The organism is Paenibacillus sp. FSL P4-0176 (assembly GCF_037975265.1).
In the GTDB taxonomy this organism is placed as follows: Bacteria; Bacillota; Bacilli; order Paenibacillales; family Paenibacillaceae; genus Paenibacillus; species Paenibacillus amylolyticus.
Genome location: NZ_CP150242.1, coordinates 4,651,328 through 4,667,828, shown reverse-complemented (window position 1 = coordinate 4,667,828; position 16,501 = coordinate 4,651,328). Strand labels below are relative to the sequence as shown.

General features: G+C 43.9%; 20 protein-coding genes. All 20 read left to right on the top strand.

Annotated elements, in window-relative coordinates:
* Nucleotides 1-12 precede the first annotated feature (12 nt).
* Entirely contained in the window at nucleotides 13-927 is a 915-nt protein-coding gene (locus tag MKY95_RS21690) for a hypothetical protein (protein WP_036607767.1), read from the top strand.
* A 156-nt stretch (nucleotides 928-1,083) separates the two neighbouring features.
* Complete coding sequence (locus tag MKY95_RS21685) at nucleotides 1,084-1,407, top strand: hypothetical protein (protein ID WP_036607763.1); 324 nt, start codon at nucleotides 1,084-1,086, stop codon at nucleotides 1,405-1,407.
* On the top strand, nucleotides 1,376-1,573 hold the full coding sequence (locus MKY95_RS21680) for a hypothetical protein (RefSeq protein ID WP_036607761.1): 198 nt from the start codon (nucleotides 1,376-1,378) through the stop codon (nucleotides 1,571-1,573). The genes MKY95_RS21685 and MKY95_RS21680 overlap by 32 nt, the downstream gene beginning before the upstream one ends.
* Before the next feature lie 234 nt (nucleotides 1,574-1,807).
* Nucleotides 1,808-2,224 carry a Na-translocating system protein MpsC family protein gene (locus tag MKY95_RS21675; RefSeq protein ID WP_036607758.1) on the top strand — a complete coding sequence of 139 codons (417 nt, stop codon included), beginning with the start codon at nucleotides 1,808-1,810 and terminating at the stop codon, nucleotides 2,222-2,224.
* A 596-nt stretch (nucleotides 2,225-2,820) separates the two neighbouring features.
* Entirely contained in the window at nucleotides 2,821-3,387 is a 567-nt protein-coding gene (locus MKY95_RS21670) for a sigma-70 family RNA polymerase sigma factor (RefSeq protein WP_051447053.1), read from the top strand.
* Between the two features lie 166 nt (nucleotides 3,388-3,553).
* Complete coding sequence (locus MKY95_RS21665; RefSeq protein ID WP_143781068.1) at nucleotides 3,554-3,910, top strand: hypothetical protein; 357 nt, start codon at nucleotides 3,554-3,556, stop codon at nucleotides 3,908-3,910.
* A 78-nt stretch (nucleotides 3,911-3,988) separates the two neighbouring features.
* The gene (locus MKY95_RS21660; protein WP_051447052.1) at nucleotides 3,989-4,363 is read left to right on the top strand and encodes a hypothetical protein; all 375 of its coding nucleotides are present in this window, start codon (nucleotides 3,989-3,991) and stop codon (nucleotides 4,361-4,363) included.
* On the top strand, nucleotides 4,360-4,575 hold the full coding sequence (locus MKY95_RS21655) for a hypothetical protein (protein WP_036607752.1): 216 nt from the start codon (nucleotides 4,360-4,362) through the stop codon (nucleotides 4,573-4,575). Before MKY95_RS21660 ends, MKY95_RS21655 begins: the two co-directional genes overlap by 4 nt.
* Nucleotides 4,576-4,637: 62 nt before the next feature.
* Complete coding sequence (locus tag MKY95_RS21650) at nucleotides 4,638-5,297, top strand: lytic transglycosylase domain-containing protein (RefSeq protein ID WP_339194362.1); 660 nt, start codon at nucleotides 4,638-4,640, stop codon at nucleotides 5,295-5,297.
* 66 nt (nucleotides 5,298-5,363) lie between these two features.
* Complete coding sequence (locus tag MKY95_RS21645) at nucleotides 5,364-6,167, top strand: sigma-70 family RNA polymerase sigma factor (protein ID WP_036607750.1); 804 nt, start codon at nucleotides 5,364-5,366, stop codon at nucleotides 6,165-6,167.
* A 162-nt stretch (nucleotides 6,168-6,329) separates the two neighbouring features.
* The gene (locus MKY95_RS21640) at nucleotides 6,330-7,517 is read left to right on the top strand and encodes a D-alanyl-D-alanine carboxypeptidase family protein (RefSeq protein WP_036607749.1); all 1,188 of its coding nucleotides are present in this window, start codon (nucleotides 6,330-6,332) and stop codon (nucleotides 7,515-7,517) included.
* A 31-nt stretch (nucleotides 7,518-7,548) separates the two neighbouring features.
* Entirely contained in the window at nucleotides 7,549-8,175 is a 627-nt protein-coding gene (locus MKY95_RS21635; protein ID WP_036607746.1) for a nucleoside recognition domain-containing protein, read from the top strand.
* Nucleotides 8,176-8,181: 6 nt separating this feature from the next.
* Nucleotides 8,182-8,715: a spore maturation protein gene (locus MKY95_RS21630; protein WP_017687658.1), complete on the top strand. Its 534-nt coding sequence runs from the start codon at nucleotides 8,182-8,184 to the stop codon at nucleotides 8,713-8,715.
* A gap of 63 nt (nucleotides 8,716-8,778) precedes the next feature.
* Nucleotides 8,779-9,597: a serine protease gene (locus MKY95_RS21625; protein WP_036607743.1), complete on the top strand. Its 819-nt coding sequence runs from the start codon at nucleotides 8,779-8,781 to the stop codon at nucleotides 9,595-9,597.
* A gap of 198 nt (nucleotides 9,598-9,795) precedes the next feature.
* Entirely contained in the window at nucleotides 9,796-10,545 is a 750-nt protein-coding gene (locus MKY95_RS21620) for a pseudouridine synthase (RefSeq protein WP_036607741.1), read from the top strand.
* Nucleotides 10,546-10,679: 134 nt separating this feature from the next.
* The gene (locus MKY95_RS21615) at nucleotides 10,680-11,207 is read left to right on the top strand and encodes a redoxin family protein (RefSeq protein ID WP_036607739.1); all 528 of its coding nucleotides are present in this window, start codon (nucleotides 10,680-10,682) and stop codon (nucleotides 11,205-11,207) included.
* 14 nt (nucleotides 11,208-11,221) lie between these two features.
* Complete coding sequence (locus MKY95_RS21610; protein WP_036607737.1) at nucleotides 11,222-12,895, top strand: cytochrome c biogenesis protein ResB; 1,674 nt, start codon at nucleotides 11,222-11,224, stop codon at nucleotides 12,893-12,895.
* Complete coding sequence (ccsA, locus tag MKY95_RS21605) at nucleotides 12,892-14,154, top strand: cytochrome c biogenesis protein CcsA (protein WP_017687663.1); 1,263 nt, start codon at nucleotides 12,892-12,894, stop codon at nucleotides 14,152-14,154. The genes MKY95_RS21610 and ccsA overlap by 4 nt, the downstream gene beginning before the upstream one ends.
* A 139-nt stretch (nucleotides 14,155-14,293) precedes the next feature.
* Nucleotides 14,294-15,010 carry a response regulator transcription factor gene (locus tag MKY95_RS21600; RefSeq protein ID WP_036607918.1) on the top strand — a complete coding sequence of 239 codons (717 nt, stop codon included), beginning with the start codon at nucleotides 14,294-14,296 and terminating at the stop codon, nucleotides 15,008-15,010.
* Nucleotides 15,011-15,065: 55 nt separating this feature from the next.
* Nucleotides 15,066-16,463 carry an ATP-binding protein gene (locus tag MKY95_RS21595; RefSeq protein WP_235193867.1) on the top strand — a complete coding sequence of 466 codons (1,398 nt, stop codon included), beginning with the start codon at nucleotides 15,066-15,068 and terminating at the stop codon, nucleotides 16,461-16,463.
* The last annotated feature ends 38 nt before the right edge of the window (nucleotides 16,464-16,501 follow it).

The following is a 16,501-nucleotide window of genomic DNA, read 5'->3' as shown; positions in this document are numbered from 1 at the left end:
GAGGACCACCACATGGATATTGTTTCATACAGCAAAGCTGCCAAAGTAGAACGTGAAGTTAAACAAGCCAGGGATTCTTATGCCTCACTTGATGGCAGACTGGACGCAGTGTCAGTAGGGAACGTGGTCTCGGTCAGACTCAAAACAGAACTTCCAACCGTAGGTGAAGCAGGAAGATTGTATTTGGTCCGCCAAGACTCAAGCAATCAAAATGAATCAACGACCTATACATACAGCGGTGGGAAATATGTAAAGGTGGGTGGTGATCGAGTTTCGAACCATCCTGAGAATGGAGTGATTAATCTTAATGGTACCAAAACGGTGATCTATAGCCATCCTGATACACACAGTGCTGATATGTTAACAGATGGAATTCATAACGTTATCATGACTCTGGACGAACGCGAAAAATTGTCCAACATCGAGCGTGAGGCCAATCATTACACACATCCTGACACACACAGTGCCGATATGATCAGCGATGGAGAAACCCATGTGAGCATGACTTGGGGTGAACGAAAACGCCTGAATGTCATTGATCCGTGGGAATCGATCAGCGATTTGGTAGATTATACGGATGTGGTTACATATTTTGCTTTTGACAATCAGGGAAGAGTTATTCGACAAGTCGTTACAGACAACTACACCGAGCAGCTTGTTAGAGAACCTGTACTTACCATGCCGGCTTCTCCAGAAGGTTATGCACAGGATGATTCCTTCTTAGTCATTTCGATTGGTGAGATATATCGATATGACGGTCTGGACTTCGTGCAACTTCCTACTTTGGTTGATGTCATCTATCAGTATGATGATGAGGGAAGATTGGTGGCCAAGTCCATCACCAGGTTGGGAACAACACCTGTTCAAACTAACTTCCAATATATATATGACTCATACGGCAATCGTATAGCGGTTAAGAAATACTAATACGGAAGGATAGCATATGCTGTCCTTTTTTTTCTTTTAACAACGAAATAGTTTGTGTATCCCGCATCTGCATGAAGATTAGCATTAACGATTAACTGATCAAGGCGTATAGAGAAAGTAGTATGAAAACGTAATTATTCCGGGAGGTAGTGTACGATGAATATTGAACTTACTGCTCATTTCTATTTCAAGGGAAGTGGGAAGAAAAAAACAGTGAACTGGATGGAAGATAATCCAAGGTTACAACAGAAAGAGAAAGATTCGGATAAGGTCGTACGCGAAATCCCGTTAACTGGGAATGAGGTTAAGCAAGAATATCGCCGACTTTTCACCAAACACAAGAACGAGGGGAAATCGATTACGTTGGAAGATACAGACGATGTGGTTCATATCATTGATCTTACCGATGTGCGAAATATTGAATTGACCTCTAAGGAGGGGAATACAGATGCTGTACAGGCTGACCTTTGCACTGAATGATGAGGAAATTGTCACTACCGAGATGACCTCGGATAAGGAGGATCTGGTTGGAGCAACGGAAGAAGCGTTCGATTTGATCGAAAAAGACTACGGTGCCAATGTCGTTTTGAACCTGGTTGCGTTTAGCCTACTCAAAATAGAGCTCACCAATGAAATGATAAATTAAGCGTATGAGCTAACTAATGTTAGCTTTTCAGCACCAAGTGTTGATTTATTTGAATAATTATAAAATATAGTTAATAAAGTGATATACCCCAAGCCTAGTTCTGGGGTCTATTCCTTTTTCATGAAAAGTTGATAGTGACTTGATTTAATGCATCCATTGAAACTTGTCTTGTACAAGCAGTTTTGATTAAACTAGGTTGAATTCATATGTTCAGGGGCAGTAGAAGGGGTCAGGATGATTGGCAAGGAGGGATGGGACATTGAGATAAAAGACTTGGAAAGAGAGCTCGCAAAGTTGGCATCCAGAATAAGAAAAGATTTTACTGAGCGCGGGCCGGTAGATACCAGAGTCTCTATCATGAATCATTTTATCATCTTAAAGTTTACAGCAAAATTCACCAAGCCTGAAGCATTCATGCTGGAACATATGCAATCACACTCAAGTCAAATTTTCGCCGAATACAAGATGAAGCTAGCACATATGATGAGAGAAGATTTCAACCCCGTTTTCTCCTATATCAACATGGGTCTGAAGATCGAAGACATCGAAACAACATTTTTTGGTCATGATTTTGCAGAGCAGATTACAGTCTTCAAGATGAACAAGGATGTTGAAGTGCTGCTGAAAAATGATGAGATTAACATGCCTTAAGACCTATTAACTAACGTTTGAATACTGGACAGGTTCTTAGGAACTAATTTTGTTGTTGACAATATCCTACATATTTCCTTATACTACCCTTATGGCGATCGAATAGATTAATAATCTTGACGAAGCCTATAACCTTGTTAAAGAACTTGAAGGCCATATCTTCGGTAATTGGGACGAAATAGATGTCAGACCAAGACCGACACATTCCACCATTTTGGTATTTTCCAGTGGTGCGCTCTGTGTTGGTCTTTTTGTTTGTAAAAAATGCTACTTTACCTTTCACTGTATACTTCGTATATAGTCAGTAAAAGGCATATAAGCGAACGAAATAAATAAATGTTGCGAACATTAGTTCGTATTTGTTATTCTGAATGTAATAGGATGGGAATGGGGAGGCGGATCAAAGGGAGATTTCTTGATTGTTTGTGTGTAATTAGGCTTATTAGCTTCAATTGTGTGTAACAAGACTACATATGGTATATGAGATTTCGGGAGCAATAGCGGGAATATAGAGTAAGATCATGCTGGATAGCGACTAGATTGTGAAGAAAGAATACGATTACTGATAATTAAATAGTTAATGGGGGAAATGTATAATGTCTGCTACAACTGCTATGGGTTTTGATGATTTATTTGAGATTGGGGATATAGACATGTTCCTGAATAAAGCTCAGGAGAAGTGTCGTCACAAACTTAGAGGTAAAACGTTTGCCGGGATGGAGAAAGAAGATGTGACCCAGGAGATTATGATCAAATTAGTTAACTCCCTGGACAAGTATGATGCAGAAAAGGCCAAAATGTCGACGTTTGTTGATCATCTTATCGAAAATAAAATTAAGGACATGTACCGCAAGTGCATGTCTGAGAAAAATCTCAGTGTGGTTAACGCTGTACAGATCATGTGCACGGATCAGGGGGGTGGCGATGAATCGGAAAGCTCAGACATCGCATTAGCGCTTGGTCATGCTGGGTTTGCTTATGAGAATTTTGAGTTTGTAACAGATATTATGGAAAATATGAGGCTGAACGAACGAGAGAAACAAATCTTTAAGCTTCGGACTTCGGGGTATGAATTTGTAGAGATTGCAGGAATGCTAGGTGTATCCAAGGCACGTATATCCCAGTTATGGAAAGCGATTCGTGAGAAATACGAAGCATTGTAGTCATAAGTGGCAATTAATAGCCTAAGTTTGATGAAGATAGATTCAGTAACCTACATAGAACAGAGAGAGCACCCTTAACTGGGTGCTTTTTTATGTCGTATAGAGAGATTAGTACAGAAAGAAAGGCGGAACAAGGATGCTTAGTGTGGTGGTTTTAGGATTTTCTGTGGAACGTCTAGAGGGGTATTCGGATATCGCTTGGGCAAGTCATGATTCTTCGACAGCTTCTGATTTAAGCAACAGGGAGTATGCCTTGATCATTGAGAAAGTAGTGTTACAGGCTGATGCTGTCTTGGTTAATCTGGAAATGGATCATTTGACCTCTACTGATATTGTGATCATGCATCATGCTTATATACATAAAAAACCGATCTTGAGTGTAGGTTTCAGGCCATTGGAGCCTGTCATCGAAGATTTTGTCTCCAAACGAGTGGCTGATCTGGACGTGGCTGTACACCATATGCGGACGAACTATATGGTCCTAAGCAGCGGAACCAATCCTTCATCTGCGGCTCCAATTTAACTGCCGCTCCGATAACACGTATAGAGAATGTAAGGGCAAGCATATTCGCGAGACTTTAACTAATGGAGGAATAATTCAATGACACATATGATCAAAGCAAAAGATGATAAATTAACGGAAGAAATCGTATCCAGTATGATTGGAAAGTATATCCACGCGCCGACCAATATGCATGAAATCCAGACGCCAACTGGCGCAACAACAAAAGCGAACGTATGGTTTGCTGGTCGTGTAGCTGGTTACGAAAAAGCCATTATTGGATTCAACTACGAAGAGGGTACCTTCCATGAAGAACTACAAACATTTTATAACGTTCATTTAACGGATGGTATGGGGTACATTCTGACAAGTGCTTACGAATTGGAGATTCATGAACTGACCGAAGAGGAGTTTAATCAACTCATTGAAGAGAAAAAGGAAGAGGAACAAGACTCATCTGGTGAAGAGCAATGAAGGTGTTAAACTACGCCTCGGATTTAGCTGTAAAAACGTTTGTGTCCGCTAGCGATACAGGTGTGGAAGAATTAATCAACGCATGGATGTTATCCAAACCACACACGTTCGTTACCGGACTGGAGTTTACCTCCACCGTTGATCCATCCAGTAACACGTTGGAATTTGCAGCAATCATTGTATATCAGCCAAGTGAACAAGACCAATCCTAACGTATGTATGAGATTATTCCTTCTATAATATAGAGCTTTCAGTAAGGAGGTGGGCGAATCTGTTGCTTACTTTAGAAAGAGTAATAGGTATTGTTGTTGCGGTGGTGGTATTAGCTTCACAATACCAAGCAACGGAAGCAGAGCAGGTAAAGCCAATAAAACTAATGAAGCAAGAAAAACAACAAAAACAACAAAAACAACAAAAACAACAAAAACAACAAAAACAACAAAAACAAGTTAAATCGGTTGCTCCTGCGCACATACAAATGACGGATATGCTTGAACAGTATATAGAACTCCACCATGAGAAAACAGTGAGCCAGGCAAAGCTGCTGAAGTATGTGAGGTGGGTAGTTCAATATTCGAAGGATACGGATATCGATTCCGTCTGGATTCTGGCTATGATGTGGCAAGAGAGCAGGATGTTAGAGGAAAGTGTATCATCCCATGGAGCGGTTGGTTTACTTCAGATTCTTCCTAGCACAGCGAAATCGTATGGAGTGAGTAAACAGGAGCTACATCAGCCTGAAACGAATATCAGGACAAGCATTATATACTTGGAATATCTTATGGATAAGTACGACGGAAATCTTCGTACGGCAACCATTGCGTACAATCAGGGGGAGGGCAATGTAGATAAGGGAAAGGCTCGCCCCTGGTACTACAATCAAGTGAAGGAACATCATAACAAGATGCTTGGAATAATCAAAAAAGGTCAATAAACATCATTTAACAATAGAATTTGAATACTATAAGATCGTTTATCAATTTTACATAGGGAGATCCAAATGGGAAAATTTCCAGAACATATTAGCACGAATTTGCAGGCAGACAAGAAGTATTACACAATGGATGACGTAGAGAATATTGAACGTTGTAAGCTCGATGAGCATTTCCTCGGGGATTGTATTCTGGTCAATGAGAACCTGATATGGCATTCCGTTCATAAGTATATTGGAAAACCTGAAATGATTACTAAGAATCATTGTGTGGAGAAGGATGATATTCTTCAACTGGGCCGTCTGGGATTCATCAAAGCGGTTAAAGCATTTGATACGGGGCGTGGCGTAAAATTCAGTTCGTTCAGTGTTACTGCCATTGTCAGAGAAATCAGATGTTTTCTGAGAGATAGCGCAAGCATTATTCGTCCAACTCGCACAGCTACGGAATTAATTAACCGAATCAATCGACTTGAGCACGATATGGGCTACCTCCCACCAGCACATGAAATCGCATTGTTGCTTGATGAGGAAGAAGAGAAGATCAATAAAGCACTTCAAGTGGGTAAAGGTGTGAAATACCTGGATGAGCCTGTAGGTGCTGATGATCAACAAACTCAATCCGTGACGTTGATGGATACCATCTATAGCGGGGAGAATATTGAAGAAGATATTTTGGACAAGTTATACGTTGATGCGGTTATTGATTCGGTCAAGCGCAAGCTTAGTGAGAAAGAAGTGACTGTACTGAAGCATCGTGTTGAAGGATTTAATCAAACTCAGACCGCAGATATGGAAGACATTAGCCAGATGAGAGTCTCTAGAATTATGCGAAAAGTAGCTAAAATGCTGGATAAAAAGGATCAGGCTTGATTGTCGTCTAAGCCCTTGATATCTTATATAACGCCTCATACATAACGTCCCTCCCGCATCCAAGCGTGAGGGATTTTTGCTGTTTTTGCCCGATGGGACATACTCCAAGTTGTCTGGACATAAGATAGTACAAGATTCCAAGTGACCCGGAGGAATGAATTGATGCGAAAAATAACGAAAGTCATTGCATGCATGCTTATCCCTGTCTTCTTGCTGTCTTCATTTGGGGCTACTCAAGCCCAGGCAACGATTCAAGGTCCGTCTACTCATGCGCAAAGCGCTGCTCTCATTGATGTCACATCAGGCCGGATCTTATACAGCAAGGATGGGGATAAAGAACTGCGAATTGCCAGCTTGACCAAAATCATGACAGCGATCGTAGCGATCGAACACAGCAAGCTGGATGATAAAGTGAAAGTGTCTCCCTCGGCTTTTGCCAAAGAAGGATCTTCTCTCTATCTCAAGTTAGGTGAAGAGATGACGCTTGAAAACATGTTGTACGGGCTCATGCTCCGTTCAGGCAATGACGCGGCCTCTGCGATCGCAGAACATGTCGGTGGATCGGAAGAAGGCTTTGTCCTGTTAATGAACAAAAAGGCGGAGCAAATCGGTCTGACGCATTCTCATTTTATGAACCCTCATGGACTGGATGCAGAAGGTCACTATTCAACAGCTAACGACTTGGCACGATTAACGGCATATGCATTGCACAATCCGGTGTTCAAACGCATCGTAGCCACGGAGGACAAATCCGCACCGAACCCCAATGAAAGCTGGGAATACTCTTGGCACAATAAAAATAAAATGTTGCGGATGTATGAAGGTGCGGATGGAGTGAAAACCGGCTACACAAAAAAAGCTTTCAGATGTTTGGTCAGTTCCGCTACACGTAACGGACAGCAGCTCGCCGCAGTAACGCTGAACGATGGAAACGATTGGAACGATCATGCTCGGATGTTAGATTTCGGGTTTGAGTACTTCCCGTTGGTAGAGGTCGCGAAGCAAGAACAGCCTGTGCAAAATACAGATGTTGTTACGGGCCGGGGATTTTGGTACCCACTGGCTGAGAGTGAGAAAAGTTCATTGACCAAGAAATTGATACTACACGAAAATAGAGGACAGTCGGAAAAGGAAGACAAGAAAAAAGCGACAGATCCTTCGTTTGGATTGGCAGGTCGCATTGATATGCAGCTTGACGGCAAACTTGTTGGCTCAATTCCCGTGTATCGCAAAGGCAGTTATATTCCTCCTGAACCGAAGACAGAAGATGCAACGCTGGGTGGAATCGGTGATGTCTCTTCCTGGGCAGCTGCATGGCGCGCCGTGTTAAGCCATCTGTTGTCTCCTTAGCTAAATCGCCATTGAAGGGAGGATATAATCCATGATTAATCTAATTTGGCTGCTCATGATTTTAATCGGATTTGTTTTTGCAGCCGTCAACGGCAATATCGAAGTGGTCACGCAAGCCGCTTTTGATGGGGCGGCAACGGGAGTCACGGTCTGTTTTGGACTGATTAGTGTGCTTGTGTTCTGGATGGGCATGATGAAAATGGCTGAAGATGCGGGTCTCCTGGCTCGGATTGCCAAGCTGCTCGGTCCGGTTGTGGGCTTCCTGTTCCCCGATGTGCCCAAAAATCATCCGGCGATGGGTTATATTCTCTCCAATATGAGTGCCAATTTGCTGGGACTAGGAAATGCGGCTACACCGATGGGAATCAAAGCCATGCAACAGCTGCAGGAGCTTAATCCGGACAAACAAACCGCTTCTCCTGCGATGTGCACCTTACTGGCTCTGAATACGGCTAGCATTACCATTATTCCGACAACGCTGATCGCCATCCGCTTAAACTATCATTCCGCCAATGCAACAGAGATTGTGGGAACAACATTGATGGCTACCATTATCGCTACACTTGCTGCTATAATCGCCGATCGCTGGTATCGAAACAGGGCTTTACACAAACCGCCGCGCATACAGAAAAGTGGCAATCCCGGCATGAAAGGATGAGCACCTTTGTTAACCTTCATCAACTGGATTTCCGTCTGGGCCATCCCGGTTATTATCGCGTTTGTTCCATTATATGCGTTTACCAAAAAGGTCCCGGTTTACGAATCCTTTGTTGATGGGGCCAAGGATGGTTTCTCCACTGCAATCAGTATTATTCCACATCTCGTGGGCATGATGGTCGCAATCAGCGTATTTCGTGCCTCGGGTGCACTGGATTTTGTGATTAGTCTGTTTGCTCCGCTGGTGTCCTGGATGGGTGTTCCGGGCGAAGTGTTACCACTCGGAATACTGCGTCCTTTAACGGGGACAGGCTCTCTGGCGTTTACAACCGATCTGATCAAAACCCATGGCCCTGACTCCATGATTGGACGTATGGCATCTACGATTCAGGGGAGTACAGACACCACGTTATATGTGCTGACTGTTTATTTTGGGGCTGTAGGCATACGTAACGGTCGATATGCACTCAAAGTAGGGTTGTTTTCCGATGTCGTTGGTTTTATTGCTGCCCTCGCCATTTGTTTGCTCGTTTTTGGTTAAAAGATATCTCCTTTCCTTCCGATATATTAGATATGCTAGAATAATAGCGGAGGAGAGTGAGACATGCAGAAGAGTTGGAAACGAATGCTCCGTGTCGGAATGTCAGGCGTGCTTGCTATTGCAATGCTCGCAGGGTCAACGGGGCTGGCGGCAGCTCAAGCCGTTCAGACGATACATTTTACAGGTTACTTCGATAAACAGCTGCGTGCACAAATGGCAGTCACAGCGGATTCTTTTCCAGTCGTGAATGTACGTTTGGTCAAGCAGGATGAACCCGATATGGTATATTATGATGTTGGTACCTCAATATTGATCTCGAAGGATGAAGTGCTCACGAATTATCATGTCGTTCAGAGTTTTGCTGAACTGTCTGATGGTGATGAAGGTACACTGACTGTTGCAAGTCCGGGTTCCCTTAGCAAGCCTGTAAAGGCGAAGATTATTAAGACAGATCCGGTCACAGACATGGCACTGCTGAAGCTGGACAAGGAAATAGACGCCCAACCGGTCGCATTTGCAAATGCAAGGGATAACCAGGTTGTCTATACGATTGGATTCCCCAAAAATCCTGCTGGTGATCTTGTCATCCTGGATGAAGATTTTCCTTCAACCTTCAATACGATAGCCAAAAGCAGAGTGTTTAGTTCCCAAGCTTTGGACGTCCCAGGTAAAAAGGGAATCGGCAGTATTGTGAAATCCATGGCCCAAGGTAATTCAGGTGGCCCTGTTCTGGATCAGAACAACCGGGTAATTGGTATGATGACATTTGTGTACGGTGGACGTACCTATTATATTACTTCCAAGACATTGCAGACTTTCATTAAAGAGAGTACCACACCTGCCAAAAAACAGGTTGCAGTTGCCGGCAAAGTTTCCAATTAAATGATTTGAGGAAAAGGCTTATCTTTACGCCATCTGTGTTCAACAGGTCGTGTAAAGGTAGGCTTTTTTTTTGCGGCAATCTGGGGGAGGAAGGTAGCCAGAAATGGATATTCGTGTCTCCAGTTTACAAAATCCATGGATTATCCTTGTGATTTCCTTGCGTGATGGGTATCATTAGTGTGAGGTGACATGACAAACATGGAAAGATTACAAAAAATTATCGCACAGGCAGGCATTGCATCCCGCCGCAAGAGCGAGGAACTAATCCTGTCCGGCAAAGTAGAAGTTAACGGGGAGGTCGTAACCGAACTGGGTACAAAAGCGAACCCCGAAGAGGATATGATTACGGTTAATGGAAAACCGATCCGTAGTGAGAAAAAAGTGTACTTGATGTTAAACAAGCCAAAAGGCGTAATCACAAGTGCATCTGACCCGGAAGGTCGGAAAATTGTATCCGACTACCTGAAAGGTGTCAAGGAACGCGTATATCCTGTAGGTCGTCTGGATTATGACACAGAGGGCTTATTGATCCTTACCAATGATGGTGAGTTTGCACATTTGCTGACGCATCCTAAGCATCACGTACCCAAAACGTATCATGCAACGGTTAAAGGTGTGCCACATGGTACAGCTTTGGAGAAATTAAAGACAGGCATTATGCTGGATGACGGCATGACTGCTCCTGCAGAGGTAGAGTACAAAGATGTGGATACAGCGGCTAATGAGTCGGTCATTTCCATTACGATCTATGAAGGACGTAACCGTCAGGTTAGACGTATGTTCGAGGCAATCAACCATCCGGTAACCCGCCTGAAACGGATTTCGTTTGGTGGTATTTTGCTACAAAACCTGAAACGTGGTCTGACACGTCATCTGACCAAAGAGGAAGTCAACAACCTGATTACCCTCGCACAATCAGAGCCAGCCAAAAAAATGAAAAAAAGGTAATGTGAGGACACATAATTTTCATAAAACCGCCGCAGTTTTGTGACGAAATTCGCTATAATTGTTCATAGGATGTTCACAGTTGTCTTATACCAATAAGATGCGAATGCTACAGTCACTTAAAAGGGGAGCAGCACATGGGGAAATCAAGAAGAACGGTGCAAATCGTCATTTTGTTATTGATCCTGGTGTTGGGCGGATATGCGATTACCACATCGGTATCCGGCTCGAATGGCAAGCCAAAGGAAGGGGACAAATCTCCTTCTTTTGAACTGCTGGGCCTGGATGGTCAAGTTCATACGTCTGATGAGTACAAAGGAAAAGCGATGGTGATCAATTTCTGGGGCACATGGTGTGAACCTTGTGTTAAAGAAATGCCTGCACTTCAGGCGCAAGCTGACAAATGGAAGGACCAGGGAGTACAATTTGTCGGGATTAATGTTGGAGAAGACCAGATGACCGTGGATAATTTTGTACGGCAGGTTGGCGTTACGTTTCCAATCATGCTTGACCGGGACAAAAACTCGGTTCGTGATTTTGGGATCTCTCCCATGCCAACGACATTTTTTGTATCCGACACGGGCAAAATCTCTACCATTCATATCGGGCAACTTGATTTGGACACACTTGACGCTCAAATTTCGCAACTGGCGAAGCAGCCCTGACAGGAGGTCTATTCGTGTTCCAAAATACCAAATGTGAGTGCGGACACCAGAATCCGGTAGGCACTGTACTATGTGAAGCATGTGGGAAACCGCTGCTGGAGTCTGAAGCTAAATCGGATGAAGTGCTGGAAATGCGTTATGATGGCATGGCGCGCCGTTCACAGCGTAGTAATCCTAATATCATTGACCGCATATGGAACTTTTTTTCTTCCGTTAAAATTGCCGTCTATATGATTGTTTTTACGCTTGTAGGTTCTATGCTTGGCACGATCTATCCGCAAGAAAGTACATTTCTGAATATCGATCCCTCCGTGTACTACAAAGAAACATACGGTCAGTTGGGTCATATCTATTATCTGTTGGGTTTATCCCATACATATGAATCCTGGTGGTTTATTCTACTGCTGGTGCTGATTGGGGCATCATTGGTGATATGCAGTCTGGATCGCGTCCTACCGCTCTACAAAGCACTGAATAAACAGAGAATACGTAAGCATACGCAATTTTTGACAAGACAGCGTCTCGTGTACCAAGGTACCATCGAAGAGGCACCAGAAGACTGGATTAAGAAAGCGGTTACGCCGTTGAAAAAGAAAGGATACCGCGTGCACACCCAGGGGGATGCATTACTCGCCGAGAAACAGCGATTCAGTCGATGGGGCCCATATGTCATCCATATTGGACTCATTATATTTTTGCTGGCGGTGCTCGCACGAGGTCTTCCAGGTCTGAATTTGGACGAGCACGTCGCTTTTCCTGAAGGTGAGATCAAAAAGATCCCGAATACATCGATGTATCTGCAAAATGAACAGTTTAATGTTGAATTCTACAGTGAGGACGAAGTACCCGAGCAATTCCGTAACCTGAACAAGACCGTTCCAAAACTGTTTGAAACAAAAGTTGTTTTGTATGAATGTACAGCAGATTGTTCGGATCTCTCGAAGAAACCTCAGTTAGCTGAGGTAGCCAGACATGATGTACGCGTGAATCATCCATTGAATTATAACGGTCTGAAAGCATATCAGTTTGATTATGATCTAACACCCACCATTCGGTCCGTAACGCCTGATCTGGTCAATACAAAGACGGGTGAAGTATATGGGCCAATTAAGATCGATATGGTAGATACCCAAAGAACATTTGAAGCTGGTCCTTATAAGCTCACGGTAAAAGAAAAGTTTATGGACTTTGGATTGGATGAGAATGGTCAGCCCAAATCAAAATCGCCTTCACCTAATGCACCTGCTTTTCTCTTTCTCATCAAGGGACCGGATCTGCCCGAAGAGGGGATACAATATCTGTACTTTGCGAAGCAGATTGATAAACAACGGTTTCAACAAGATGCGATTAACCAACAGTTGATTGGAGCTGAGATTCCTTTACAGCTGGAAGTAGACAGCATGGACAAGGTCGATATTATTCAGTCCGTAAGTTATCTCAATATAAGAGTGGATAAGGCAATGCCTTTTGTGTGGGTAGGAGCCGGTATTGTTATGTTGGGTCTGGTCATGGGTTTTTATTGGCATCATCGCCGCATCTGGATTCGTTTTGATGATAAACAGCTCACCTTGGGTGGACATACCAACAAAAACTGGTTTGGCTTCAGGCGTGAAGTTGCGGCCGTCTTGAAACAGATGAATTTGGAAGTGGAAGAGAAGTCGTTGGATAACGGGGGGAATCAGGCATGAGATTATTGGATTTCAGCAGCGACGCATTTATCGTATCTTTCTTTCTCTATTGTGCTGCATTCTTGTTATATGCTGTCGCGGTCATGGGCAAAAAATGGAGTAATCGTGATCCTCTGGACCATATGAATCGCTGGGGTAAAAGAGCTTTCATCGCTTCGACTGTCGCCTTGGCGGCTCATATCGTATTTTTTGTAACCCGATGGGCTGGGGCAGGTCATATCCCGGTTAGTAACATGTATGAGTTCATGTCTTTTCTGTCCATGATGATTATGGTTGCATTTATTGTTGTATATGCCATATACCGCAAGTCATTACTGGGTTTGTTTGCGTTACCACTTACCATTATTATTATGGCGTATGCCGCTGTATTTCCTCAGGAGGTACAGCCATTAATCCCGGCGCTTCAGTCCATCTGGCTGAAAATTCACGTGACGTTGGCCGCGCTTGGTGAAGCATTCTTCGCCGTGGGTTTTGCCGCAGGGTTCATGTATTTGCTCCGTACTGTTGATTTCAGTGGTAAAGACAAGTCTTCAAGACGTCAACGAGGATGGGTTGAATTCACCCTAGTTACGATCGTTGTAGTCATCGGATTCATAGGAACGGTATTTGCCTTTCGTACAGCTGGTTACGAGGCGGTTTTTGTACAGAAAACGGTCAGCATTGACACAGAGGTACAGGAAAATAGTACAATAGAGAAAGTGATTTATCGCATGCCTCCGATTTTTGCACCATATAATAGCGAAGTGGAGAGCATGACACCGTTTCTTGGCATGAAAAAACCTTTACTTGAGACGCCTTCCTGGATGAACGGGGTAAATGCCGGGCGCAAGCTGAATACGGTGGTTTGGTCACTTATTGTAGGTCTGATCCTGTATGGAATTGTACGACTTCTTGTGCGCAGACCACTTGGACAAGCGTTACAGCCAATGATGGATGGAATCGATGCTGATGATCTGGATGAGATAAGTTATCGCGCGATTGCCATTGGTTTTCCGATATTTACGCTGGGAGCATTAATTTTTGCCATGATCTGGGCTCAGATTGCCTGGAGTCGCTTTTGGGGTTGGGACCCCAAAGAGGTGTGGGCATTGATTACATGGCTATATTATAGTGTGTATCTGCATTTGCGTTTATCCAGAGGTTGGCAAGGTCAGAAGTCTGCATGGCTTGCAGTTCTTGGCTTCCTGGTGGTTATGTTTACGCTGGTTGGAGTGAATCTGATCATTGCCGGATTACATTCTTATGCTGGAGCTGACTAGGACAGACTCGTATTGCAAAGGTTGAGTTTAGAAGCGGGAAACACAAATGTACCTTTTTATTGAAGGGTATTCAAATATTGTTCGCCAGATCGAACATAATAGAAGTGATGAGGAGTTATTGCAAAGGGGCTGGAGAGGCATGGCTGAACATGAGAATCGAATACTGGTCGTGGATGACGAAGAGAGAATCCGCAGGCTTTTGAAAATGTATCTTGAAAAAGAAGGTTATGAAATCGATGAAGCTGAGGATGGGGAAACTGCGCTGCGTAAAGCAACAGCAGGGGACTACGGTCTGATTTTGCTTGATGTGATGTTGCCGGGTATGGATGGAGTTGAAGTGTGTACCCGTCTTCGTCAGGTGAAATCAACGCCGGTTTTGATGCTCACTGCAAAAGGTGAAGAGATTAACCGGGTTCAAGGCTTCGAAGTTGGCGCTGATGATTATGTTGTAAAACCATTCAGCCCGCGAGAAGTGATTTATCGCGTCAAAGCGATTTTGCGTCGAGCTTCCGCGACAGCTTATCTCTCCAAGGAGAGCAATTCGAGTAACAACATCGTGTTCCCGCATCTGGTTATTGAGCATGATGCCCACCGGGTAACCGCTGGTGGCGAAGAGATTAGTCTTACACCAAAAGAATATGAATTGCTGCACTACCTGGCAACATCTCCCGACAAAGTTTTCTCCAGAGAAGAATTGCTCAAAGATGTATGGAATTACGAATTCTTTGGCGATCTTCGTACCGTGGATACGCACGTGAAGCGTCTTCGCGAGAAACTTAACAAGGTATCGCCTGAATCGGCGGCCATGATTACGACGGTGTGGGGTGTGGGTTATAAACTGGAAGTACCGAAGTAGTTTTAGTTTCTGGAGATCACTGGTCGGGAAGTTATGGATCACTATTATCTGCCTTGTGGGTTGTGTACTTATAGCGCTGGGTCTTTTTTTGCTGCCCTACATTGATACGAACTTTGCAGAATCCGAATCCAGAGATATTAAGCGGTTGTTCACCTATATCTGTATTATCGGATTCAGTTTAACCACGTTTTTTGCATTGTTTCTATTCACCAAAATAACGCAGCCTATGCAGCAATTGATTCAGGCAGCCAATGCGATTCGCAAAGGGAACTACGGAACACGTCTCTCCCTGGTAACGAGTGATGAGATTGGTGAACTTGCCAACACATTTAATCATATGGCTGCCCAACTGGAAGATAATATTCGAAACCTTAACCATGAGAAGGAACATTTGGCGAGTGTGCTTCGCAGCATGACTGATGCTGTTGTTACATTCGATGGTGAAGGCAAAGTTATTCTGACGAATCCGCCTGGAGAGAAGATCATGCAGGCATGGTATGATCTCGATTGGGCGAAAATGGACGAAGGACAAGAATCCGAGCAGTCTGACAAGACTTCGCGGGATGTACCTGAGCCCCTTCTTCCTTTGTTCAGAATGGTGATGGAGCAAGGCGGGGACCAGAACTCCAATGTTCACGTACAGCAAGGTGTCTGGTCTGTTCAGATGGCACCGTTGTACGCTGACAGTGTTGTCAGAGGGGCTGTGGCTGTTTTAAGAGATGTAACAGAAGAAGTGCGTCTGGAGAAAATGCGGCGTGATTTCGTGGCTAACGTATCTCATGAGATACGAACTCCGCTATCCATGATGCAAGGCTACAGTGAAGCCCTTTTGGACGGTATGGCAACCTCACCGGAAGAGAGCGAAGAACTGATCCAAGTCATTCATGATGAGTCTCTACGGATGGGCAGACTGGTTAAAGACTTGCTTGATCTTGCGCGGATGGAAGCTGGACACACGGACATGGTGATGAAGGAAGTTGACCTCGGAGAACTACTCGAACGTGTATATCGGAAGTTCTCGGTGCGTTCAAAAGAACAGGGAATTCAACTGCACTTTGAGTTCGAACAGCCAACAATTGAACTTCAACAGGCAGATGAGGATCGACTTGAGCAAGTATTTACGAATCTGCTGGATAATGCGTTCAGACATACACCTACTGGCAAAAATGTAATGATCTCAGCAGAGCGGGTCACTTATCTTCGTGCTCCATTTGTCAGAGTTTCTGTGAAGGATCAGGGTGTAGGTATCCCTTCATCCGACTTGCCATTTATTTTCGAACGATTCTACAAAGCTGACAAGGCTCGTGTTCGGGGAGAAAGTGCAGGTACGGGGCTTGGTTTAGCGATTGTGAAAAATATTGTTGATGCGCATCAAGGCATGATTACCGTCAATAGTGTGCTTGGCGAAGGAACAGAGTTTATTTTGCAATTTCCTTTGGATTCATCGAAATAGCCTGAATTTCATACAAAAAGTGCGGAAACACCCTCTTA

What these genes read in the sequence shown, in the direction of transcription:
- MKY95_RS21690 (WP_036607767.1), top strand. Translation starts at nt 13, where the DNA reads ATGGATATTGTTTCATACAGCAAAGCTGCCAAAGTAGAACGTGAAGTT.
- MKY95_RS21685 (WP_036607763.1), top strand. Translation starts at nt 1,084, where the DNA reads ATGAATATTGAACTTACTGCTCATTTCTATTTCAAGGGAAGTGGGAAG.
- MKY95_RS21680 (WP_036607761.1), top strand. Translation starts at nt 1,376, where the DNA reads ATGCTGTACAGGCTGACCTTTGCACTGAATGATGAGGAAATTGTCACT.
- MKY95_RS21675 (WP_036607758.1), top strand. Translation starts at nt 1,808, where the DNA reads ATGATTGGCAAGGAGGGATGGGACATTGAGATAAAAGACTTGGAAAGA.
- MKY95_RS21670 (WP_051447053.1), top strand. Translation starts at nt 2,821, where the DNA reads ATGTCTGCTACAACTGCTATGGGTTTTGATGATTTATTTGAGATTGGG.
- MKY95_RS21660 (WP_051447052.1), top strand. Translation starts at nt 3,989, where the DNA reads ATGACACATATGATCAAAGCAAAAGATGATAAATTAACGGAAGAAATC.
- MKY95_RS21655 (WP_036607752.1), top strand. Translation starts at nt 4,360, where the DNA reads ATGAAGGTGTTAAACTACGCCTCGGATTTAGCTGTAAAAACGTTTGTG.
- MKY95_RS21645 (WP_036607750.1), top strand. Translation starts at nt 5,364, where the DNA reads ATGGGAAAATTTCCAGAACATATTAGCACGAATTTGCAGGCAGACAAG.
- MKY95_RS21640 (WP_036607749.1), top strand. Translation starts at nt 6,330, where the DNA reads ATGCGAAAAATAACGAAAGTCATTGCATGCATGCTTATCCCTGTCTTC.
- MKY95_RS21635 (WP_036607746.1), top strand. Translation starts at nt 7,549, where the DNA reads ATGATTAATCTAATTTGGCTGCTCATGATTTTAATCGGATTTGTTTTT.
- MKY95_RS21625 (WP_036607743.1), top strand. Translation starts at nt 8,779, where the DNA reads ATGCAGAAGAGTTGGAAACGAATGCTCCGTGTCGGAATGTCAGGCGTG.
- MKY95_RS21620 (WP_036607741.1), top strand. Translation starts at nt 9,796, where the DNA reads ATGGAAAGATTACAAAAAATTATCGCACAGGCAGGCATTGCATCCCGC.
- MKY95_RS21615 (WP_036607739.1), top strand. Translation starts at nt 10,680, where the DNA reads ATGGGGAAATCAAGAAGAACGGTGCAAATCGTCATTTTGTTATTGATC.
- ccsA (WP_017687663.1), top strand. Translation starts at nt 12,892, where the DNA reads ATGAGATTATTGGATTTCAGCAGCGACGCATTTATCGTATCTTTCTTT.
- MKY95_RS21600 (WP_036607918.1), top strand. Translation starts at nt 14,294, where the DNA reads ATGGCTGAACATGAGAATCGAATACTGGTCGTGGATGACGAAGAGAGA.